The 23471-nt window shown below is 60.4% G+C and carries 13 protein-coding genes; 7 read left to right on the top strand and 6 right to left on the bottom strand.

Annotated features, from left to right (window positions below):
• Nucleotides 1-176 precede the first annotated feature (176 nt).
• Genes KGA85_RS10750 through KGA85_RS10735 form a run of 4 tightly spaced genes read right to left on the bottom strand, consistent with a single transcriptional unit; the run spans nt 177 to nt 3534 of the window.
• Complete coding sequence (locus tag KGA85_RS10750; protein WP_223531908.1) at nt 177-803, bottom strand: N-carbamoylsarcosine amidohydrolase; 627 nt, start codon at nt 801-803, stop codon at nt 177-179.
• Between the two features lie 10 nt (nt 804-813).
• Nucleotides 814-1566: an Asp/Glu racemase gene (locus KGA85_RS10745; RefSeq protein ID WP_223454553.1), complete on the bottom strand. Its 753-nt coding sequence runs from the start codon at nt 1564-1566 to the stop codon at nt 814-816.
• 13 nt (nt 1567-1579) lie between these two features.
• Nucleotides 1580-2389, bottom strand: a complete 810-nt coding sequence (locus KGA85_RS10740; RefSeq protein WP_223454551.1) for an alpha/beta fold hydrolase — start codon at nt 2387-2389, stop codon at nt 1580-1582.
• Nucleotides 2386-3534, bottom strand: coding sequence for an FAD-dependent monooxygenase (locus KGA85_RS10735; RefSeq protein WP_223454549.1), 1149 nt, complete (start codon nt 3532-3534; stop codon nt 2386-2388). Before KGA85_RS10735 ends, KGA85_RS10740 begins: the two co-directional genes overlap by 4 nt.
• 311 nt (nt 3535-3845) lie before the next feature.
• Between KGA85_RS10735 and KGA85_RS10730 the strand changes: the two genes are divergently transcribed.
• The 4 genes from KGA85_RS10730 (at nt 3846) to KGA85_RS10715 (ending at nt 9645) form a co-directional block, all read left to right on the top strand.
• Nucleotides 3846-4898 (top strand): 2,5-dihydroxypyridine 5,6-dioxygenase, encoded by a 1053-nt coding sequence (locus KGA85_RS10730; RefSeq protein WP_223443310.1) that lies wholly within the window; start codon nt 3846-3848, stop codon nt 4896-4898.
• 112 nt (nt 4899-5010) lie between these two features.
• A complete protein-coding gene (locus KGA85_RS10725) occupies nt 5011-5463 on the top strand; it encodes a MarR family winged helix-turn-helix transcriptional regulator (RefSeq protein WP_223443300.1) in 453 nt (150 codons plus the stop codon).
• A gap of 89 nt (nt 5464-5552) precedes the next feature.
• Nucleotides 5553-6062 carry a (2Fe-2S)-binding protein gene (locus KGA85_RS10720; protein WP_223454657.1) on the top strand — a complete coding sequence of 170 codons (510 nt, stop codon included), beginning with the start codon at nt 5553-5555 and terminating at the stop codon, nt 6060-6062.
• Complete coding sequence (locus KGA85_RS10715) at nt 6055-9645, top strand: molybdopterin cofactor-binding domain-containing protein (protein ID WP_223543102.1); 3591 nt, start codon at nt 6055-6057, stop codon at nt 9643-9645. Before KGA85_RS10720 ends, KGA85_RS10715 begins: the two co-directional genes overlap by 8 nt.
• 9 nt (nt 9646-9654) lie before the next feature.
• Here the strand turns inward: KGA85_RS10715 and KGA85_RS10710 are convergent, their stop codons facing one another.
• Nucleotides 9655-10311, bottom strand: coding sequence for a TetR family transcriptional regulator (locus tag KGA85_RS10710; RefSeq protein ID WP_223543101.1), 657 nt, complete (start codon nt 10309-10311; stop codon nt 9655-9657).
• A 445-nt stretch (nt 10312-10756) separates the two neighbouring features.
• Here KGA85_RS10710 and KGA85_RS10705 point away from each other — a divergent pair, with 445 nt between their 5' ends.
• A complete protein-coding gene (locus KGA85_RS10705; protein WP_223454543.1) occupies nt 10757-11467 on the top strand; it encodes a response regulator in 711 nt (236 codons plus the stop codon).
• 44 nt (nt 11468-11511) lie between these two features.
• Here KGA85_RS10705 and KGA85_RS10700 read toward each other — a convergent pair whose 3' ends face one another.
• Complete coding sequence (locus KGA85_RS10700; protein ID WP_223531904.1) at nt 11512-13008, bottom strand: sensor histidine kinase; 1497 nt, start codon at nt 13006-13008, stop codon at nt 11512-11514.
• 72 nt (nt 13009-13080) lie between these two features.
• On the opposite strand from KGA85_RS10700, the gene KGA85_RS10695 reads away from it, so the two are divergent.
• Entirely contained in the window at nt 13081-13605 is a 525-nt protein-coding gene (locus KGA85_RS10695) for a hypothetical protein (RefSeq protein WP_223454539.1), read from the top strand.
• 298 nt (nt 13606-13903) lie between these two features.
• Nucleotides 13904-23471, top strand: a 9568-nt coding sequence (locus tag KGA85_RS10690; RefSeq protein ID WP_223543100.1) for a peroxidase family protein, incomplete at its 3' end; no start/stop codon positions are given.

Genomic DNA, 23471 nt, shown 5'->3' with positions numbered 1-23471 from the left:
AAACACAGCGGCGCAAAGCGATTCATAGGGGGCAGTTCAGGAAAATAGGCTTCTGGACGGCCTTTTTTATTGTGTGTCCACCTCAAGAGGCGGTTTGCTCTTCATCGTCCGTGTGATGGCAGTGCACGAGCGAGGCGCAGCCATGCAGCGCCCGCGTCGTTGTTACCATCGGTGCGTCAGAGGCGGCTCAGGTAATCCAGTGCCTCCTGCTTGTTGATGACGTCGCCGTACTTGTTGTCGATATCGAACAGGTTTGCCTCGTGGGGCGCCTCGTGCCGATCCCCGACGCACTGGCGCACGACGATGGTTCGAAAACCATGTTGCACGCCATCGACGGCCGTCGCCCGGATGCAGCCACTGGTAGAGCAGCCGGCAAGGATCAGTGTGTCGATTCCGCTGGCCAGCAACATCGGTGCCAGGGAGGTGCCGAAGAATGCGCTGGCGTATTGCTTGCTCAGCACTACTTCTTCCGCCAGGGGCAGTACTTCGGGGCAGAACGCGGCCAAAGGGTTCCCCTCGACCATGTCCTTCATCACCGGGGCCTTTTTCACCCACATGCCACCATCGGCGAAATGGCCGGGATGATAGCGAATGTTGGTGTGAATCACCGGGATGCCTGCCTGACGAGCCTTGGCCAGCAACGCAACGCTTTCGGCCACAGCGTCGACAACGCCGGGTGCATAAAGGGGCGCGCCCCGGGTGGTGTACCCCTGCATGAAGTCGATCATCAGCAGCGCGGGGCGGTCGCCGAAACCGATGCGATTGCCCCATACGCCTTGGTAGTTGTCCTGTGCACTGGCCATGTCAAGATCCTCAGTAAGCGCCCGACAGCAGGGCGCCCGCGCCGGGTACGATCGGCTCCAGATCCAGCGCCTTGAGCATTGCGTAAGTGGTGGCGATGGCAGCGGTCAGCACCGGTTTGCCGGTTTGGGCTTCGACCTTGGCCACGGCGCTCAGGGAAGGCATCTGCACACAGGCGGAAAGCACGATTACATCCACACCCTCCAGGTCGAGGTCGGCCACTATCCCTGGCAGGTTGGCCGGGTCATGGCGTGCCACGGCCAGGTTGTCCGGGATTTCCAGGGCGTGCCAGACCTTGACTTCGATGCCTTCATGCTCGATGTAGTCGACCACGAGTTCAGTCAGCGGCTTCATGTACGGGGCGACCAGGGCGATACGCTTGGCGCCCAGAACCTTCAACCCGTCTACCAGCGCGCCGGCACTGGTGATGACTGATGCGTCAGATTCGTTGTCGCGCACCACTTGCCCCAGGCGCTGTTGTGATTCGCGATGATAGCCGCGCCCCATGGCCATGATCGCCACCAGGCAGGCGTAACCGAGCACGTCGACTCGAGCATCGGAGAGCTCCAGCGCGCAACGGTCAGACTGGGCATCCATGGCCGCCAGCTCTTCTTTTTTCACGTGCTTCATGCGCATGCGGGAAGAGTGAAAGGTGAAGCGCTCCGGGCGGATCAACTGACGGGCCGTCAGCATGGCCGGGATTTCGGTCTCCATCGTGGTGTTGGAGCTGGGGACAATCTGGCCGATGCGATAATGCTTGTTCATGAGTGTCTCCGTATCAGTTGAATGAAGGGTCGAGGAAGTCGCCAAGAGCATCGAAAAACCCGCCGAAATCGTCCCACGGGATCATGTGCCCGGCGTCCCTCACGTGGCTGACCTGCAGGGCTGGTTGCAAGGCGCGAATCTCGGCTTCGTCTTCGGGCTGAATCACCCCGCCCTTGCCAGCGACCATCAACAGTGCGGGGCGTGTCAGCAAGGGGAAATCCTGATGGATATCGACCGTATGGAAGTCCTCGTAGGCCTTCACGATGGCGGGCTCATGGCAGGTGTGCAGCCATTCGGCGCGCAGGGTTCGCTGCTCTTCGGTCCAGGTCGGGCAGAACGTGCGCATGTCCTCGCTGTTCATGCCGTTGAGTGACTGGCGAATCGAATCGACGTACCACGGCAGCTTGCCGGGGTATTCGCGTCGGCCGGGCCCTGACACAGGTGGGTCGACCAGTACCAGGCGGCTGATCGGGGCCTGTGGGTGGCGAGTTGCAGCACGCAGAATAAAACGCGCGCCCATGGAGTGGCCAAGCAGGTGGTAGTCGGTCAGTCCGAGCGCTTGGGCAAATGCCGGGATGTCGTCAGCACAGGTGTCGGTGTCATAAGCCAGTTGCTCCCCGGTGGACGATAGCCCGCGGCCTCGCGCGTCGAGCACGTAGGTATCGAAGTGCTCGGCAAGGCGTTCAGCCACAAACCCCCAGGTGATGGCCGGGCTGGTAATGCCCGGAATCAACAGCAGTGGCTGGCCTTTGCCGCCGTAGCGTAGATAGTGCTGACGAATGCCGTTGGCCTGAACGTTGCCGCCATGGAGGAAGTTGCTCATGCCGCCGATTCCGATTTGAGGGGGTGGGAATACAGGTCGTAGCCGAAGACCCAGGCTGGATCTTCCTGGGTGCGCAACCAGGTGTTGGCATTGGAAATCGTCTGCACGCGTGAGGCGCGTTCCTTGCGGTTGGCCTCATATAGCCGGAAGCCGGTGCTGTAGTCGTTCAGGCCGGTTTCCTGCAGGCAGCGTGCGAGCATCGCGCCGTCTTCGATGGCCATGGCTGCGCCTTGGGCCATGTGTGGCTTCATCGGGTGGCAGGCATCGCCCAGCAGCACCAGCCGGCCTTTGCTCCAGACGGGCAGGGGCTGGCGGTTGAGCAGCGGCCATTTGGTGATGGATTCGGCGTTTTCGATCAGCGCCTGTACCGAAGGGTGGTAGCCCTTGAAGGTGTTGAACATTTCTTCCTTGGAGCTGCCGATGAAGCTGGCGTTGCCACCTTCCCATTCAGCCTGGGGCACCCCGCTGACGAAGTAGTACTCGTCGCGTTTGCCGGTCGTGTAATAGACCATCAGATGACGGTCCCCCGACCACCACTTCACGCAATCTTCGAAATTGAAGTCGTACTTCGCCAGTTTGCTGCTCGGGATCAGGGCGCGATGTCCGACCCAGCCGCTGTAGGTCGGAGCCTCGACGCCCAGCAGATGTTCACGGACTTTGGAATTGATGCCGTCGGCACCAATCACGATGTCGGCCTGGGCGTGTGTGCCGTCGGCGAATTGCAGGCGCACTTCACTGCCGGTGTCTTCGATACTGGCCAGGTGTTTGCCGAAATGCACGCTTCCCGGTTTCAAGGTCGACATTTGCAGTGCGTGCAGATCGCCGCGGTGCACGGTGATGTAGGCCGCGTCGTATTCCTTGCGGGCGAACTCGCCCAGGGGAATGCGGGACAGGTATTCGCCATCGGCACTTCGGCTGAACCAGAAGTCGGGATGCGAGCCCATGTTTTCCAGCTGCTTTTCAATGCCCATGCGCCGAAAGATCTTCATCACGTTCGGGCCCATATGGATGCCGGCACCCAACCGGGAGAACGCTGGGGCCTGTTCGTAGACATTCACTTCAAAACCGGCCTGTTGCAGCGAAGTAGCGGCGGCCGCGCCACCGAGGCCGGCGCCAATGATGGCAATTCGTTGTGTTGTGCGCATAACGCTCATCTCTTCCAAAGCCGATCACCCGGGAGCGGGATCGGATCGCAATTACAGTGTATGCACTCTTTTATTTTTTTTGGAAGTGGATGTTCAAAAATTCTACGGCCAGCCTTTTTTTGCGCTCGTGTTTCATTTTGACCATGTATAGCTGGACTGTGTTACCGATGTTCCCATTGTTATGAATGGCTTGTGTCACAGATAAAATCGATTAATATTTGCCAATAATCAATGTGTACATTATAAATTTGCACCAGTTCAGCGCCGGTCGCGCGGATTTGGTGCGTTTAATCAGCGAGAGGAGAAGCGAAATGGCTGTCAGTGATGGTGAGTTGGTTCAGATGTTCGAGCACGTGCTCAAGCTTTCGCGAGTCGACTCGAGTCAAAGCGTTGCCGTGCTTAAAAGCCACTACTCCAACCAGCGTACCGTGCGGGCCGCCACCGAGGCCGCGCAACGGCTGGGCGCCAAGGTGTATGCCGTGGAGTTGCCGGCTTTCAATGCGCCGGTGGCGATGGGCAATGACATGACCGCGTATTGCGGGGATACCGCGTTGACCGGCAACCTGGCGGCCCAGCGGGCGCTGGAGGCAGCGGACCTGATTATCGACACCATGATGCTGCTGCATTCCCCCGAGCAGGAGCAGATTCTCAAGACCGGCACGCGGATTCTGCTGGCGGTGGAGCCCCCGGAAGTGCTGGCGCGGATGTTGCCGAGCGAAGCGGACAAGGTGCGGGTACTGGCGGCCGAAGAGATGCTCAAGGCCGCGCGCTCGATCACTGTGCGCTCTGGTGCCGGCAGCGATTTTCGCGCGGCGCTGGGTCAGTATCCGGCGGTGACCGAGTACGGCTTTGCCGACGAGCCGGGGCGTTGGGATCACTGGCCCAGTGGTTTTCTGTTCTCCTGGCCCAACGAGGAAACCGCCGAAGGCGTGCTGGTGCTGGACATTGGCGACATCGTATTGCCGTTCAAGAACTACTGTCGCGAGCGCATCACCCTGGAAATCGAAAAGGGATTTATCACCGGTATTCACGGCGGCTTCGAGGCCCAGTACCTGCGTGAGTACATGGCCTATTTCAAGGATCCCGAGGTGTATGGCATCTCGCACATCGGTTGGGGCCTGCAGCCGCGCGCCCAATGGACTGCGATGGGCCTGCACGACAAGAACGACGGGATGTGTATGGACGCCCGCGCGTTCTATGGCAACTTCCTGTTCTCCACTGGCCCCAACACCGAGGTAGGCGGCAAGCGCAAAACCCCTTGCCATCTGGATATCCCGCTGCGCAATTGCGATATCTATCTTGATGATCAGGCCGTGGTGCTGCAGGGCGATGTGGTTGCGCCCGAAGCTTCCAGGGCTCGTTGAACCAGGCTCGAACCCGGCTTCGATACGGCGTGCGGGGCTGTCTGAACGCGCATCGAGGCTTGGGTTGAGCTATCGTAGCTCCCCTTCCTGTTTCCTTGGACATCTCCCCACAATGCGTTCTACCGATTACTCCTACACCGATCAGGTCGGTCACTGGCTGCGCAAGGCCTACCAGCGTCATATGGCGATCTTCCAGCAAAACGTCGGCGAGTCGCAGTTGACGGCGGTTCAGTTCATTACGTTGTGTGCCATCCGCGATAACGGTCCCAGCTCCCTGAGTGAGCTGGTGAAGATGACGGCGGTCGACCAGGCGACCATACGTGGCATCATCGAGCGCTTGAAGGCCCGGGACCTGGTGGTGCTGGGGCACGATGAGCAGGATAAGCGCAAGGTGATTGTCAGCCTGTCCGAGGCAGGCCTTGCGGCCGTGGAGCAGACGGTTCCCTGTGCTCAGGAGATCAGCGAGCTGACCATGAGCAACCTCAACCCGGGTGAGCGCGTGGCCCTGATGTTTCTGTTGCGCAAAATGATTGACGATCCGCAAGAGCAAGACAGCCAGGCATAAGTACCCTCGTAAATTTCTTCCTATTCAGGTCTTGGCACCGATTTTGCCTTTTCATGTAGTAAGCACTTCATGAGTTGGTTGGTAACATGATGAATAAGGAAGTTTCTGCGACAACGCCGGTCAGTATTGCGTGCACGGTCAACGGGCAAGCCGTGAGCTGCACAGCCATGGCGGACACGCCGCTATTGTTGATTCTTCGCAATGACCTGCTGCTGAACGGCCCCAAGTACGGTTGTGGGCTGGGTGAATGCGGCGCCTGCACCGTCATTGTCGATGGCAAGGCCGGGCGCTCCTGTGTGTTGCCGTGGGCCGGCATGTCCGGTCGCAACATCACCACGCTCGAAGGGCTGGGTTCCCGAACGCTGTTGCATCCGGTTCAGCAGGCGTTCATCGAGGAGCAGGCGGCCCAATGCGGCTATTGCCTCAATGGCATGATCATGACCACCAAGGCCCTGCTTGATCGTAACCCCGCTCCCAGTGATGAAGAGATACGGCGGGCGCTGGCGGCCAACCTGTGCCGCTGCGGCACTCACCTCGAAATTCTCAAGGCGGTGCAGCGCGCCGTTCAGCTTTGCCGGGAGTGCCCTCACTGTGACTGATGCAATTTCTACTGTTCCTACCCAGGCGCAACTGCGCGCACGCGATGGCGTTTTACTGGTGGTCAATCAGATTCAGCCGCCCTCAGGGCCTGTGCCCAAGGGCCAACAGCCGGTGCTCAAACCCATGGAGCTTGGGCTGTTTATTGCCTTGTGCGACAACGGCAAGTTCTATGCCTTCAACGGTCACGTAGACCTGGGCACCGGTATACAGACTTCATTGGCGCAAATCGTGGCAGAAGAGCTTGACCTGCGCATGGACCAATTGCGCATGGTGCTCGGCGATACTTCGCGGGCGCCTAACCAGGGTGCAACCATTGCCAGCGCCACCTTGCAGATCTCGGCGATTCCATTGCGCAATGCGGCGGCGGAGGCGCGCCGCTGGCTGCTGGAAGCGGCGGCGCAGCGCTGGGGTGTGGAAGTCGCCAGTTTGCGCATCGAGGCAGGCTGCATTCTGGGGCCGCAGGCCCGGCAGATTCCGTTCGAGGCGTTGATCAAGGGACTGCACGTTGAGCTGAGCATTTCGGGTAATGCGCCACTCAAGGCAGTCGAAGACTATCGACTGGTCGGGCAGAGTTCTTCCCGGATCGACATCCCAGCCAAGGCCACCGGTGAGTGCACGTTTGTCCATGACATGCGCGTGCCCGGAATGCTGCATGGGCGCATGGTTCGGCCGCCCTATGATGGCTACGACACCGGCCCTTTTGTCGGCACCAGTTTGCTCGGCGTCGATGAGTCTTCGATCGCGCACCTGCCCGGCATTGTGGCGGTGGTGGTTATCGGCGATTTTGTCGGCGTGGTCGCCGAGCGCGAGGAGCAGGCGATCAAGGCGGCGAATGAGCTCAAGGTCAGCTGGAAACCCTGGCAGCATCACCTGCCGGATCTGCAGAATGTCGAACAGGCGATTCGTGACAATCCGCACATCGAAAGGGTCGTGCACGACACCGGCAATGTCGATGCTGCGCTCGCCTCGGTCAACCGTCGATTGACTCGCAACTATCTGTGGCCCTACCAACTGCACGCCTCCATCGGGCCGTCCTGCGCGGTAGCCGATTACCATGCCGAGGGCACGCTCCTGTGGTCTGGCACGCAGAACCCGCACCTGTTGCGGGCGGATCTGGCCTGGCTGCTGGAGTGTGACGAACAACTGATCGAAATCATCCGCATGGAAGCCTCTGGCTGTTATGGGCGCAACTGCGCGGATGACGTGTGTGCCGATGCGTTGTTGCTTTCGCGGGCGGTCGGCAAGCCGGTGCGCGTGCAATTGACGCGTGCACAGGAGCACGTCTGGGAGCCCAAGGGCACGGCCCAGTTGATGGAGGTGGACGGCGGCATCGATGCTGCCGGCGATCTGGCGGTCTATGACTTTCGCACCAGCTATCCCTCCAATGGTGCGCCGAACCTCGCATTGCTGCTGACGGGCCGTATAGAACCTGTACCCGTTATTTATGAAATGGGCGACCGCACCTCCATTCCCCACTATGAGTACCCCGAGCTGCGCGTGCGCATCAATGATATGGCGCCTATCGTCCGGGCGTCCTGGTTGCGCGGGGTCTCGGCGCTGCCGAACGTGTTTGCCCATGAGTCGTATATCGACGAGCTGGCCTTCGAGGCCGGGGTTGACCCGGTAGAGTACCGCCTGCGTTACCTGCCGGACGAGCGCGCTGCCGAGCTGGTGCGCTCCACTGCCCAGCGGGCGGCCTGGACCCCGCGCACCGAGCCCTGCCAGACGCCGGCCGAAGATGGCGTGCTGCGTGGGCGCGGGTTTGCCTATGCGCGTTACGTCCACAGCAAGTTCCCGGGCTTCGGTGCGGCATGGGCTGCGTGGGTGGCGGATGTGGCGATCGACAAGGCCACTGGCGAGGTGGCGGTGACCCGGGTGGTGGTGGGGCATGATGCCGGAATGATGATCAACCCGGCCGGTGTGCAGCATCAGATCCACGGTAATGTCATACAGTCCACCAGCCGGGTGCTCAAGGAACAGGTGACATTCGAGGAATCGCGGGTGTCGAGCAAGGAGTGGGGCGGTTACCCGATTCTGACCTTTCCCGAGTTGCCGGCTGTCGATGTGATGATGATGCCACGTCAGAGTGAGCCACCCCTCGGGGCCGGTGAGTCCGCGTCGGTACCCAGCGCAGCTGCTATCGCCAACGCGATTTTCGATGCCACGGGCATTCGTTTTCGTGAGCTGCCGATTACGCCCGAGCGAGTGCTGGCAGCGCTCAAGCTCAAAGAACCAGCTGATCCTCAAGACCCGATTGGTTTGCCTTACGCTGCCCCGGTCAAATCGAAGCGGCGTAAATGGCTATTCGGCGGGGTCGCGGGCCTGTTCGGCGCAGCCATGGGCATTGGCCTGACGGCGATGCCGTGGCGCCTGGAAATTCCCAGGGTTGCAGCGCCCGCTGCGGGAACCTGGAGCGCCGCCACGCTGGAGCGTGGCCGGCTGCTGGCTGAAACGGGTGATTGTGCGGTCTGCCACACCGGCCCCAACGGCACTGTCAATGCCGGTGGGCTGGCCATGGACACACCGTTCGGCAAGCTCTATAGCAGCAATATCACTCCGGATCCGGCGACGGGTATTGGCAACTGGTCATTCAGTGCTTTTGATCGAGCCATGCGCCAGGGGGTCAGCCGTGATGGAAAACACCTGTATCCGGCTTTTCCCTACACGGCCTTTCGCAACATGAAAGAGGCCGACATGCAGGCGCTCTACGCCTACCTGATGTCCCAACCGGCGGTATCGAGCACGCCGCCGGCCAATAGCATGAGCTTTCCGTTCAATGTTCGCCCGTTGATGGCTGGCTGGAACAGTTTGTTTCTCGGCCGGGGTGAGTATCAGGACGTTCCCGGGCAGAGCGAGCAGTGGAACCGCGGCAACTACCTGGTCAATGGACTGGGGCACTGCGCGGCCTGCCATTCGCCGCGCAACCTGATGGGGGCAGAGAAGGGGGGGCGTGCGTTTCTGGCGGGCGCGGTTGTCGACGGCTGGGAAGCGCCACCGCTGGCGGGCATGGCTACAGCATCGGTGCCCTGGAGCGAAGAGCAGTTGGTCGAGTACATGCGCACGGGCTTCTCCAATGAGCATGGCGTGGCAGCCGGTCCCATGGGACCGGTGGTGTCCGGGTTGGCGACGCTGCCTGAAGCGGATGTTCGGGCGATTGCCAATTACCTGATATCGCTGCCGGGTGAAAAACTTGCCGCGCAGCGCACGCCGGCCAAGGTCAATGTGAGCCTGCGGGTGGCCGATCTGGCGGCAGGACGGAGGATTTTCGAAGGCGCGTGCCTGGGCTGTCACAGTGCCGCGCAAGGCGGCCCGGTTCTGTTCGGTGTCAGCCCGTCCATGGCGGCCAACACCAGCGTGCACAGTGAGCGGCCCAACAACCTGATCCAGGTGATTTTGCAGGGAATTGAAAGCCCGGCGAACGGTGACCTGGGGTACATGCCGGCGTTCAAGGCGAGTTTTTCCGACACTCAGGTAGCGGATCTGGTGGCGTACCTGCGGGCAGAGTTCGCCCCGCAGAAGTCTGCCTGGCCAGAACTGACCAAACAGGTTGCGTGGCTGCGTGCCAATCCGGGCAGCCATTGAGACAGACGCCTAGTGATCAATCTCCGGTGTTTTACGAAGGCCCCGTAACACCTGGTCGCACGCATAGCTCAACCATTGGTCCCTGGCATTCGGGCGGGTCAGGTCGGTGTCCAGGAACGCGCCCAGGGTGTGGAGGTTGGAGTTATAGAAATAACAAAGCGAGGAAATGAGCAGGTAGACATGATTGATTGTGACGTCTCGACGAAACAGGCCCTGTGACTGGCCAGATTCGATGATCGGCGCAAGATTACCCAGCGCTTCTCCGGAAAGGGCCTTGAGCACGGGTGACTTTCTGGAGTGGCTCGCCTTGTGCAGGTTCTCGGTGTTGAGGATGCTGATGAACTCCGGGTGTTGAATGTAGTAATTCCACACGAAACCAATCAATTGCTGCAGTGCGGCAACCGGGTCACTGAGATCGAAACGCTGGCGACCCTGCGCTTCGTTGAAGCTGCAGTAGATACTTTCCAGTACGCGGATGAACAATTGCTCCTTGCTTTTGAAGTAGTAGTAGATCATCCGGTCATTGGATTTTGCCAGTCTCGAGATTTTCTCGATGCGCCCTCCCGAGAAACCGTCCTGGCTGAAAACACGTATGGCGGCCTTCAGAATACGCGCACGGGTCAAGTCCGCTTGCTGGGCGCGGATTCCTGTATTTGATATGGGCATTGGCTCTCCTGGGCGTACGGATGATCCATGATACGACATGATGCAAAAAGGACTGGCGCGTCAACTCGCTAAAAATGTCCGATCAACCCGCTCTCAGGGCAAGCAGCCCCGACCAAAAGCGGTCGGTGAAACAGGGCCGCTACTGTCTCCATAAATGGGGCATTTCACCCACCCAACCGGGCGTTTACCACCTGATTTGAGGAATACTCCCCCCCTCACCTTTTCTCTCGCTTCAAACACTCAGAAATAGCTGGTTAATTCATTTGGATTTTTTTCCGCGCTATTGAAATGGCTCATTAGTTGCACCCCCCCTCGTACCCACAACCGCTGTCGTCCCGGACATCCTGGAGATGACTGGGTTTGCCGATTCGGCATGACGCGAGGGGTGAAAATTGAAACGCGGACACCACCATGCAACTCCATCGCCTCTTATGAGGAGCTTCCTATGAGTTCCATGATCAAGATTGGTATCGTTGATGATCACCCGCTGTTAAGGGATGGGGTCACAATGGCGCTGAAGAAAATAGCTGACTTTCAGGTGGTCGGACAGGGCGAGTCTGCCGATGATGCCCTGGAAATTGCCGCTCGTTCTGCTCCGGATGTTTTGCTGATGGATCTAAACATGCCGGGCGATAGCTTTGCTGCCGTGCGAGCGATCTCAGCTTCTTCGCCGGCAGTCAAAATTTTGATGCTGACGGTATCTGAGTCCATCGAGGACGCCTATTCCGCCCTCGAAGCGGGCGCGCAAGGATATGTGTTGAAAGGCATAAGCGGTCATGAGCTTGTACAAGCCATCAGAAATGTTGCCGGTGGTGAAACCTTCATTACACCCAAGCTGGCCAGCAAGCTGTTAAGCAATTTCAGAAAGCACGCCGGTGATAAGCAAAAGGTCGAGCTGACCCATCGCGAAGAACAAGTTATCCGGGAGGTATCGAAGGGCCTGACTAACCGCGAGGTCGCGATCAAGCTTGAACTCTGCGAGAAGACCATCAAGCACTACATGACGAATGTCATGTACAAGCTACGGGTTCGTAACCGGACGCAGGCAGTCGCAGCAGTGAGACGGCATTGGGAGAGTGACCATATACCTGGCTTATGTGGTGTTCTTCAACGCCGCGACTTGAATGACAACGGTAAGACAAGTAACGGGCGATAAGCGCTTGCGGTTACTTGGGTGCAACGATCATTTTGGCACGGTGATCAGATTTTGAACTGCGCCCTGGCTTTGGTACCGGCATGGGGCGCCGATTCAATGATGAATATTCCGCCGAGGGATTCGACGCGATAGCGCATGCCGACAAGGCCCAGATGAGTTCTACCTCGACCTGGTACACTCGGTTTTTCGGTTGAAATACCCACTCCCGCATCCTCGACTTGCACTTCCAGTAGCCCTTCGCAGTAAGAGGCACTGAGTTTTTGGCCTTTTCCACCGGCGTGAATATAGGCATTGTTCAATGCTTCCTGGGCGAAGCGGTAAATACAAATTTTATGCGCTATCGGTACATCCTCTGGAAGAGTATCAAGCTCCAGTTCGACTCGCGTCTCGGTTCGCTCTTCGTGCCGCTCGGCAAGCAATACCAGCGCATCGTGCAGGGTCAGATCATTGACTTCCGGAAGTGCCAGGCCGAGTGATATTTCCCGCACTTCGTTTAAAGCATCCTTACCGGCACGTCTGATCATTTCGAGGACTTCCCCATCTGAGGCGCCTTGCGAATCTTCGAGCTCTTCAAGGCGAAGGAGAATAAGAGACAACAGCTGAGCAGGACCATCATGAAGATCTGCCCCGATCCGACGAAGAGTGAGCTCATTGATTCTGGAGAATTCGCGATTAGCTGTAGTGACTTTGCGCTGAAGGGCGGCATTATTTGAGTGCAACTTTGCTTGCTCATGCATTCGCCATTCAAGTGCTGTTTCATGCTGCTTTATAATCTTGTCGTCACGCCGAACGATAAAAAATAACAGTAAAAGCATGGCCATCGTTGCTGTACCAACAATCGCCCATACTTTCTTGCGAACGTTATTTATTTCGCGCTGTAACGCTTCCGCGGTTTCGTAGAACTCACCCACCGCAATAATCTTTCCAGTACCCGCTTCGCGCAGTGGAGCAAAAATTTCATAGAACGGAATATTCAGGCTTCGCTCAAAAGCATCCTCAGTATCATCCTCAAAATCATTGTCCAGCTCTGTATAGATCTTGCCTGTCAGCGCCTGTGAGATCTCCTCTGTCGGAAAATGTTTTTGGACCGCGGATTTGTCGGCGCTGTAGACAATCGTGCCGTCTGGAAGCCAGATCTTCACCGAGACAACATGGGTACTGAACGAGGTGCTGGACAGCAGCTGATCAATGGTCTGAATAGTTCCATCGGGGAGTTCTTTGGCAGTGGTTAATCCTTGGACGAAAGGTTCGAGGAAGTTCTGCATATAACGCGCGCCCGTCTCTGCCGCCGTTTGAACCGTTGCTTCTTCGATACTCTGGCTTACGAGGTTTCCAACGAACGTCATGGTCAAACCCAGAATTATTGTGGCGCAGATTACGAACTGGGTTGAGCGGCTCAAATGGCGCAATTTCGCACGGGGGCCCTGGCTCCCGGGCACTCCGCTACTGGACGTTTGGCCAGTGTCTGATTCGACCAAGGTCTGATCCGAATCATTGACCAAGGTCTCAGAATTTGATTGGGCTTTCGTCTCTGTACACATCCGGGTAGCCCCTCAATACTCATTTTTAATGGAGTGTAGAGCTAGCGTTTGAGGTTGAAGGCGGGAGGCGCGATGAATAGTTCAAAAAGATTCTCGATCAATCTGGATCATCGCTATTTCCGGCAACAACGGCCGGGGGTTATTACCAATAGTGTGGCCGGCCATTCGCGCCCTGTACTGTCACCTTACGGCCATACAGGCCAGGATGTCTGCCCGCTGGGCATTCAAGTCGAACTCAGTTCACTTGAAATCTCTGTTGAGAAAACGTTCCAGTACAATTTTCAGTACGACAGTGTGGGTGTTCCACTCAATCAGAACCAAACCCATGGTTCTAATGATTTCCTGACTCCGCCACCAGGCGTGTGGAACCCGTCTCCAATACATACTAGTCAATTCGTGGTCGATGCCCGTTTGCTCATGGATAAAAGGCTTGTTGACGAAGCCGCATGGAGGCAGAACCGTGCCATCACCCCTCAGGAAGTCCCGGACTATGGCGATCTTCGCGAGCATATTCCGGCCAATGACTCTGATCGCTGGATGTGTGGCATCTGTGACAAGCCCCTTATGCCTGAGAGAGCTACATGGACAAATGCATAGAGCCCCGATACGTGACGAGGCCTTTAGTAAGTTGCACCTTCTATTCAACCTGCATTCATGGGCCGTCGCCTCCTTGATGCGCAACACCAGCCTGTAAATACGGTTGCCATGGGGCATTGATCCTCAGTTGAGCACTGCTGATCGCACGCGATTCAGTAAGGGCTCGGTGCGGCCGTGAAATCAGGTCCCGTCGTTCAATTTCTGTTTTTTGTTTATGGGGTTCAACACTAAACCACGCGTTTGCAGCCGTGTTTTATGCGTGTGGTTTCCTGACTAGTCAAGCATCGAGGAAACAGCCATGGCCAGCTTCATCAAGTCCGATCTTGAGTTCATTCTCGAACAAATTTTCATCGCTGAACGGAATGCGGCAGGCGCGAGTCTGGCTGACATGCTGCCGAACGTAGAGGTACCCTTCGGCCTGCGCACCGTCTCCGGCATCGACAACAACCTGGCCAATCCCCAGTTCGGTGCCGCCGACAATTTCTTTCCGCGCATGACGACGCCGGTGTTCAATACCGCGCAGGTCCAGCCGGTCGGCTTCTTCGGTCCCGCCGATCCTGGCGGAACCACGCCGACCTCCTACCTGCAGACCAGCGGTTTCGTCTTCGACTCGCAGCCGCGCACCATCAGCAACCTGATCGTCGACCAGACCGCCAACAATCCGGCGGCGGTCGCGGCCGCAGCGGCCAATCCGGATTCACAGGTGGTCACCAGCCCCGGGCTGGATGGCCTGTTCGGCACCGCCGATGACATTTCCGTCTTCCAGATCCCCAATATCACGCCGGACGCGGGCCTGACCGCGCCCTTCAACGCCTGGATGACCTTCTTCGGCCAGTTCTTCGACCACGGCCTGGACCTGGTCACCAAGGGCGGCAGCGGCACGGTGTTCATTCCGCTGCAGCCCGACGATCCACTGTTCGTGCCTGGCAGCCCGACTAACTTCATGGTATTGACGCGAGCCACCAATCTGCCCGGTCCCGACGGCATCCTCGGCACCGCCGATGACATCCACGAGCAGAGCAACACCACCTCGCCGTTTGTCGACCAGAACCAGACCTACAGCTCGCATCCTTCGCACCAGGTATTCCTGCGCGCCTATGAGCTCAACGCCGCCGGCGATCCGGTGGCCACCGGCAAGCTGATCGAGAACCGGACTGCCGGTGTCGACGGCATCCTGTTTACCGGTGACGACAGTTTGACGGGTGGCATGGCCACCTGGAAGGTGGTCAAGGCGCAGGCGAACGCGCTTCTGGGCATCAACCTCACCGATGCCGATTTCGACAACGTGCCGCTGCTGGCGACCGACGCCTATGGCAACTTCATCAAGGGGCCCAACGGCCTTCCGCAAGTCGTGATGAAGGGCGCGGATGGCATTGCCGGCACGGCCGACGACGTGCTCGTCGAGGGTAATCTGGCCGCACCCATCAGCCTGACGAACGCCGTGCGCACCGGCCACCAGTTCCTCATCGACATCGCCCACAGCGCCGATCCGACCGGCGGCTTGACGGCTGACGCGGACACCGTCATTGGCGGCCTGCAAGCGCCCGGCACCTACGACAACGAGTTGCTGGATGCGCACTACATCGCCGGCGATGGCCGCGTCAACGAGAACATCGGCCTGACCACGGTGCATTCCATCTTCCACAGCGAGCACAACCGGCTGGTTGACCAGACCAAGGCGACGGTGCTGGCCTCCGCCGACCTCGACTTCCTGAACAAGTGGCTGATGCCCGACGCCCAACTGGCAGCGTTGCCGGTGACGGCGGCCGACATCGCGGCCCTGCACTGGAACGGCGAGCGGTTGTTCCAGGCGGCCAAGTTCGGCACCGAGATGCAGTACCAGCACCTGGTGTTCGAAGAGTTCGCGCGCACCATCCAGCCGCAAGTGGACGTCTTCCTGGCACCCATGGGCAACGACACCACGATCGACCCGTCGATCGTCGCCGAGTTCGCGCACACGGTTTTTCGCTTCGGTCACTCGATGCTGGTGGAGACGGTCGATCGTTTCGATGCCAATTTCAACGTCGTCGGTGACGGCAATCCGATTGCCCCGGGCAATCAACAGACCGGCCTGATCGCGGCCTTCCTCAACCCGCTGGCATTTGCTGCGAGCGGCCCCACTCATGAGCAGGCGGCAGGCGCCATCGTACGCGGCCTGACCCGTCAGGTCGGCAACGAGATCGACGAGTTCGTGACCGACGCGGTGCGCAACAACCTGGTCGGTCTGCCGCTGGACCTGGCCGCCCTCAACCTGGCGCGCGGCCGCGACACCGGCATCCCGTCGCTGAATGAGGCGCGGCGCGAGTTCTACCACATGACCGGCGACAGCCAGTTGACCCCCTACACGAGCTGGGCCGATTTCGTGCAGCACATGAAACACCCGGAATCGCTGATCAACTTCATCGCCGCCTACGGCACGCATTCAACCATCACTAGCGCTACGACGCTGGCGGGCAAACGCGCCGCGGCTGCGGATCTGGTGCTCGGTAGCGCCACGGCGCCGGCTGATCGCCTGGACTTCCTGCACAGTACCGGCGCCTGGGCCAGCACCGCGGGTGCGGACGGTATTCTGAACACCGCAGACGACGTGACCACCACCGGCCTGGACTCCGTCGACTTCTGGATCGGCGGCCTGGCCGAGGAGAAGATGCCCTTTGGCGGCCTGCTGGGTTCGAGCTTCAACTTCGTCTTCGAAACCCAGTTGGAAAACCTGCAGAATGGCGACCGCTTCTACTACTTGGCCCGCACCGCAGGACTCAACTTCGGCACCGAGCTTGAGAACAATTCGTTCGCCAATCTGGTGATGCTCAACAGCGACGCAACACACCTGTCGGCTAACATATTCCTGACGCCGGCCTTCATCCTGGAGACCGACCCGACGCACCAGTTCAATCAGAGTGTGGTGGCCGGCCCGGACGGCATCGTCGGCACGCTCGACGATCTGCCCGCCAACGCCGACCCCTTTGGCCCGTCGGAGCACCCGATCGGCTCACCACGGATTGACCATTTCACGCCGCTGGTGATCCGCGACAACCCCGCCACAGTGGGCCCGGATACCAACTACCTGCACTACACCGGCGGCGATACGGTCGTGCTGGGTGGCACGGTCGGCAACGATATCCTCATTGCCGGCGACTCGGACGACGACACCGTCTATGGCGACGCCGGCAACGACCGGCTCGACGGCGGCTACGGCAACGACAACGTCTTTGGCGGTGCCGGCGACGACATCATCACCGACATCGGCGGCAGCGACACCCTGCGCGGCGAGGACGGCAACGACGTCATCCAGGCCGGCAACTCGACCCTCGGCCTCAACAACCTGGTCTTCGGCGGCGCTGGCAAAGACTTCATCATCACCACCGAAGACATCACCATGACCTTCGCCGGCGCGGGCGACGATTTCATCCTCGGCGCCAAGGTCAACCTCGCGCCGACCGGCAACGAAGGCGACGACTGGATCGAGGGCGGCACCCAGGACGGTGCGCCCGGCGATAACATGAGCCCGACCTTGTCCGACGATGTGCCCGGCAACGACATCTTCATCGGCACCGGCGGATTCGATGAAATGATCGGCGAGGGCGGCGACGACACCTTCGTCGCCAGCGACGCTCAGGACAAGATGGACGGCATGTCCGGGTTCGACTGGACCACCTACAAAAATGACAAGTTCGGCGTGACCGTCGACATGGTCACCCCGTTCTTCAGTCCCTATCACCCGGTGGCCGATGCCGCGGGCAATATCGTGGGTGCGGTGGCGCAATCGCCCGATGCGGTCTATGACCGGTTCGCGGAAGTGGAGGGCCTGTCGGGGTCGGCCTTCGCCGACTTCCTGCGCGGCGATGAACAAAACGCAGCCATCATCGCCAACATCACGGCCAGGGGCAGCATCCTCACCAACTTCGATCTCGTCAGCGGCCTGCGGGCCTTCGTCGGCAGCGCCGGATTCGGTGCCGACGGTATCGGGGGGACGGCCGACGATCAGTTCGGCGCGGGCAACATCATCCTCGGCGGCGATGGCAGCGACATCATCGAAGGCCGTGGCGGTAGCGACCTCATCGACGGCGACAGTTGGCTCAACGTGCGCATCAGCGTGCGTCAGAACGTGGATGGCACCGGGCCGGAGATCGCCAGCTTCGACAGCATGACGCCGATGATCCCGCTCATGCTGAACGGTACCTACAACCCCGGCCAGCTCGTCGCCGTGCGCGAAATCCTGCCCGGTACATCCGCAGGCGGGGCTGCGTTTGACACCGTCAACTTCCTGGGCCCTCTGGCGAACTACACGATCGCCGTCAACGGCATCGTCGTCGATCCCGCCATTCCCCTCGATATCGCCGGCACCGACATCGTCACCGTGACCGACAATGTAGGCAAGGAAGAAACCGACCGTCTCACCCACATCGAGCGGCTGCAGTTCTCCGATCAGGCAGTGGTCCTCGTGCAGGGGGTCAACGCCGAGCCTGTGGGTGCACTGACGGTCGATAACACCGCACCGACCGTTGGCCAGACGCTGACCGTGTCGGCGGCAGGCATCACCGATGACGACAACGCGGGCGGGGGGATCAACAATTCCATCAGTTACATATGGCAGGTTGAAGCGGCACCGGGCTCGGGCGTCTTCGAGGACATCATCCTCGGGCCAGGCCGCATCGGTCTCGGATTTACAAGAGCGGACGCGCCCACTCTCACGGTGACGTCGGATCTTGCCGGCCTGGCAGTGCGCGTCAAAGGCATCTATGCGGACGATAATGGCGTGACCGAGCAGGTATTCTCGGCACCGACCACGGCAATAGTGGCCGCGGCGCCGGCCCCCGCACCGGCGCCTTCGCTGATCGATCCGCAGACCACTGCCCCCAGCAACGGTGTGCGTTACACGCAATCCGACCTGGCGTTCATCCTTGACCAGATCAAGATCGCGGAACACAACGCGGCGGGTGAGAACCTGGTTTCTCTGCTGCCGAATATACGGATGCCGTTCGGTTTGCGCACGGTCGAAGGGACGGAAAACAACCTGCTTCATCCCGAGTTCGGTGCTGCCGATAACGTATTCCCGCGCCTGACCACGCCGGACTTCCGCACGGCCGACGCCGGCACGAGCTACACCCAGACCAGCGGCCTGGTGATCGATTCGCAGCCGCGCACCATCAGCAACCTGATCGTCGACCAGACCGCCAACAACCCGGCGGCGGTCGCGGCCACCTTCGATCCGGGTCTGGATGGCATCCTTGGCACGGCTGACGATGTCTTGAAGGTCGGTGCACAGGTGGTTACCGGTACCCGCACCGATGGCACGACGTTCCAGACCTTCTTCGACCCGAACGTGAGCCCCGACGCGGGCCTGACCGCGCCCTTCAACCAATGGATGACCTTCTTCGGCCAGTTTTTCGACCATGGACTGGACCTCGTCACCAAGGGCGGCTCGGGCACCGTGTTCGTTCCGCTGCAGCCGGATGACCCGCTGTTCGTGCCCGGTAGCCCGACCAACTTCATGGTGCTGACGCGTGCCACCAATCAGCCCGGTCCCGATGGCATTCTGGGCACGGCCGACGACATCCACGAGAACACCAACACCACCTCGCCGTTTGTCGACCAGAACCAGACCTACAGCTCGCATCCCTCGCATCAGGTGTTCCTGCGCGCGTACGAGTTCAACGCTGCCGGTGATCCGGTGGCCACCGGCAAGTTGATCGAGAATCGTGATCTGGGCGCCGATGGCGTGTTCGGTACGGCCGACGACGTCGGGATCGGTGGCATGGCCACCTGGAAGGTAGTCAAGGCGCAAGCCCATGATCTGCTCGGCATCAATCTCACCGATGCCGATTTCGACAACGTGCCGTTGCTCGCGACCGACGCCTACGGCAATTTCATCAAGGGCCCCAACGGCTTTCCGCAGGTCGTGATGAAGGGGGCGGATGGCATTGCCGGCACGGCCGACGATGTGCTCGTCGAAGGTAATCCGCTGGCGCCCATCAGCCTGGTCGATGCCGTGCGCACCGGTCATGCCTTCCTCAACGACATTGCGCACACTGCCGTTCCGGTGGACGGCCAGACCGGCGCAGCGCTCCTGCCTGATGTAGACACCGTCGTCGGCGGGCCGGTAGCCGCCGGCTTCTACGACAACGAACTGCTGGATGCGCACTACATCGCTGGCGACGGCCGGGTCAACGAGAACATTGGCCTGACCACCGTCCATTCCATCTTCCACCATGAGCACAACCGCCTGGTCGATCACACCATGGCGGTGGTCCTGGCGACAGCGGCAAGTGGCGATGTGTCGTTCCTGAACGAGTGGCTGCTGACGCCCGTCACTGCCGTTCCTGCCGACACCTCGACCCTCGACTGGAACGGCGAGCGCCTGTTCCAGACCGCGAAGTTCGGCACCGAGATGCAGTACCAGCACCTGGTGTTCGAGGAGTTCGCGCGCACGATCCAGCCGATGGTCGATCCCTTCTTCGCCCCGGGCCAGGTGTACGACACCGCGATCGATCCGAGCATCGTTGCCGAGTTCGCGCACACCGTCTATCGCTTCGGGCACTCGATGCTGCTGGAGCAGGTCGACCGGCTGGATCCGAACTTCGCCTCAAGCGATATCGGGCTGATTCAGGCCTTCCTCAACCCGATCGCGTTCGCGGGCAGCGGTCCGACCCCGGAACAGGCGGCCGGTGCCATCGTGCGCGGCGTGACCCGCCAGGTAGGCAACGAGATTGACGAGTTCGTCACTGAAGCCCTGCGCAACAATCTGCTCGGCCTGCCGCTCGATCTGCCTGCCATCAACCTGGCGCGCGGCCGCGATACCGGCATTCCGTCGCTGAACGCGGCGCGGCGGGAGTTCTATCTGCCTACTGGCGACGCAGAGCTGAAGCCTTACACCAGTTGGGCCGATTTCGTGCAGCACATAAAACATCCGGAATCGCTGATCAACTTCATCGCCGCCTACGGCACGCACTCGACCATCACCGGCGCCATCACGCTGGCGGACAAGCGCGCAGCGGCTGCGGACCTGGTGTTAGGCGGCGCGACTGCACCGGCCGACCGTGTCGACTTCCTGAACAGCACGGGAGCCTGGGCCAGCACCGCCGGTGCGGACGGTATTCTGAACACCGCAGACGACGTGACCATCACCGGCCTGGACAACGTCGACTTCTGGGTTGGCGGGCTGGCCGAGGAGAAAATGCCCTTTGGCGGCATGCTCGGCTCGACCTTCAACTTCGTCTTCGAGAACCAGATGGAGAAACTCCAGGACGGAGACCGCTTCTACTATCTGGAGCGCACCGCCTCGATGGACTTTGGCGCGGAGCTTGAGAACAACACGTTCTCCGCGCTGGTCATGGCCAATACCGACGCAACACACCTCTCGGCCAGGGTTTTCCTGACGCCGGCTTACACTCTGGAGGTCAACCAGGCGAACCAGTACAACCCGAGTGTGGTGGCCGGGCCCGACGGCATCGTCGGCACGATCGATGATCTGCCAGTCACCGCCGATCCGTTTGGTCCGTCGGTCCACCCGATTGGCTCACCGCGCACTGATTTTCTCACGCCGCTGGTGATCCGCGACAACCCCGGCACAGTGGGCCCGGATACCAACTACCTGCACTACACCGGCGCTGATACGGTCGTGCTCGGCGGCACGCCCGGCAACGATATCCTCATTGCCGGCGACTCGGACGATGACACTGTCTATGGCGATGCCGGTAACGACCGGATCGATGGCGGCTACGGTAACGACCAACTCCTTGGCGGTACCGGTGACGACATCATCACCGACATCGGCGGCGACGACGTCATCCACGGCGAGGACGGCAACGACGTCATCCAGGGCGGCAACGGCCTGAACCTGATCCTCGGCCAGGCCGGCCAGGACTTCATCATCACTGGCGAGGACGCGGCCGACAGCAGTGGCGGCCTGGGCAACGACTTCATCCTCGGCAGCAAGGCGAACGAGTTCGCGCGCGGCGGTGAAGGCGACGACTGGATCCAGGGCGGATCCGCCGATGGCGTTGCCGGCGACAACTTCGACCCATTCGGCAACGATCCGATCATTGGCAACGATGTCTTCATGGGCGATGGCGGACCGGATAACTTCGATGGGGAAGGCGGTGATGACATCATGGTCGGCAGCCCCAGCGAGGCGGACCGTTTCATCGGGTTCTCCGGTTACGACTGGGCGACCTACAAGGACGATCCGGTCGGCGTGACCATTGGCCTCAACTCCAGTCAGCGCTTCTTCGATCAGCCGGCGGTGCCCGGTTCCACCGCGTCGATCCTTGCCCGGTTGGACCTGGTGGAAGGGCTGTCGGGATCGGCACACGCCGATTTCCTCAGCGGCGATGATTCCACCGCGGTAACGCTCGCTATCGCTGGCGCCACGGGCAGCGTGCTCACCAACTTCGACCTCATCAGTGGTCTGCGGGCGTTCGTCGGCGCCGCTGCTGCTGGCACCGATGGCATCGTGGGTACTGCAGACGATAAGTTCGACGGGGGCAACATTATCCTGGGTGGTGCCGGCAGCGACGTCATCGAAGGCCGTGCCGGCGATGACCTCATCGATGGCGACAAGTGGCTCAACGTGCGCATCAGCGTGCGGCAGAACATCGATGGCACCGGGCCGGAAATCGCCAGTTTCGACAACATGACGCCTCTGGTTCCGCTGATGTTGAACGGTACCTATAACCCCGGCCAGCTCCAGGTCGTCCGTGAAATTCTGACGGCGACCGGTCCCGACTTCGACACGGCGCTGTTCTCCGGCAATTTGGCGGATTACACCGTGATTGAAAACGTCAACGGCACCTATACGGTCATCGACAGTGTCGCTGGCAGGGACGGGACCGACACCCTCAGCAATATCGAGCGGGTGCAGTTCTCCGATCAGGCGATCGTGCTTGGCGGTTTGAACTCGGCGCCAGTCGGTTCGCTGAGGATCGACGATCCTACGCCTGCCGTCGGCCAGGTGCTGACGGTATCGGCGGCAGACATCTCTGATGCCGACAATACCGCGACCGGCGGCGCGATCACCAGTCCCATCAGTTTCTTCTGGCAGTTCGAACCGAGCCCGGGCTCGGGCGTCTTCGAAGACATCACCTTCTTTGCCGCCGGGGAGGTCGCGCGCGCGGAGGGTACGACCGTCACGGTGGGCACGGAACTCAGGGTCCCACCACCGGCGACCCTCATCGGTGCCGTGCCGGCTATCCCGCAACTCGTCGTGCCAACCGGACTGGCTCTGCGCGTCAGGGCAGTCTACAAGGACGCCAATGGCGTGCTGGAGGAGGTGTTCTCGGCGCCGACCGCACCGATCACGCCGGCCGGTACCGGCACCGTCAATGTCCTGCCGGTTGGAGCGGTGCTGATCAGCGATACGACTCCGACGCCAGGCTTTGCCTTGACCGCCACGGATGCGTTCACCGACGCCAACGGGACCACGACTTCGGTGATTACCCATCAGTGGCAGGTGGGGAGCGGTGCGATTTTTACCGACATCGCCGGCGAGACGGGCACGACCTTCACGCCCAGCTCGGCGCAGACCGGTCAGCAACTGCGTGTCGTCGCGAGTTACGTCGATGACCTCGGCACACTCGAGCGGGTCACTTCTGCCGCAACGACAGTGGTCGGCGAACTGTTTGTCGGTACCGCGGGTGTCGACATATGGACCGGCACGATAGGCGACGACTTGGCCAGCGGAGGTGATGGCAACGACATCCTGAACGGCTTGGGCGGCAACGACATCCTCAATGGTGACGCAGGCAATGACATTCTCATCGGGGGTACGGGTGCCGACACGATGGCCGGCGGTGTTGGCGACGATGTCTACGAAGTCACCGACCTTGGGGACGTGGTGACCGAGCTCGCCGGTGCCGGCAACGACACGG

Origin of the sequence: Pseudomonas sp. GL-B-12 (assembly GCF_019955895.1) — a bacterium.
Classification (GTDB): domain Bacteria; phylum Pseudomonadota; class Gammaproteobacteria; order Pseudomonadales; family Pseudomonadaceae; genus Aquipseudomonas.
This window is presented reverse-complemented; position numbering and strand designations above follow the sequence as displayed.

Coding starts and splice junctions, on each gene's coding strand:
- KGA85_RS10695 (WP_223454539.1), top strand. CDS start 13,081: ATGAATAGTTCAAAAAGATTCTCGATCAATCTGGATCATCGCTATTTC.
- KGA85_RS10705 (WP_223454543.1), top strand. CDS start 10,757: ATGAGTTCCATGATCAAGATTGGTATCGTTGATGATCACCCGCTGTTA.
- KGA85_RS10720 (WP_223454657.1), top strand. CDS start 5,553: ATGAATAAGGAAGTTTCTGCGACAACGCCGGTCAGTATTGCGTGCACG.
- KGA85_RS10745 (WP_223454553.1), bottom strand. CDS start 1,566: ATGAACAAGCATTATCGCATCGGCCAGATTGTCCCCAGCTCCAACACC.
- KGA85_RS10740 (WP_223454551.1), bottom strand. CDS start 2,389: ATGAGCAACTTCCTCCATGGCGGCAACGTTCAGGCCAACGGCATTCGT.
- KGA85_RS10700 (WP_223531904.1), bottom strand. CDS start 13,008: ATGTGTACAGAGACGAAAGCCCAATCAAATTCTGAGACCTTGGTCAAT.
- KGA85_RS10730 (WP_223443310.1), top strand. CDS start 3,846: ATGGCTGTCAGTGATGGTGAGTTGGTTCAGATGTTCGAGCACGTGCTC.
- KGA85_RS10750 (WP_223531908.1), bottom strand. CDS start 803: ATGGCCAGTGCACAGGACAACTACCAAGGCGTATGGGGCAATCGCATC.
- KGA85_RS10735 (WP_223454549.1), bottom strand. CDS start 3,534: ATGCGCACAACACAACGAATTGCCATCATTGGCGCCGGCCTCGGTGGC.
- KGA85_RS10710 (WP_223543101.1), bottom strand. CDS start 10,311: ATGCCCATATCAAATACAGGAATCCGCGCCCAGCAAGCGGACTTGACC.
- KGA85_RS10725 (WP_223443300.1), top strand. CDS start 5,011: ATGCGTTCTACCGATTACTCCTACACCGATCAGGTCGGTCACTGGCTG.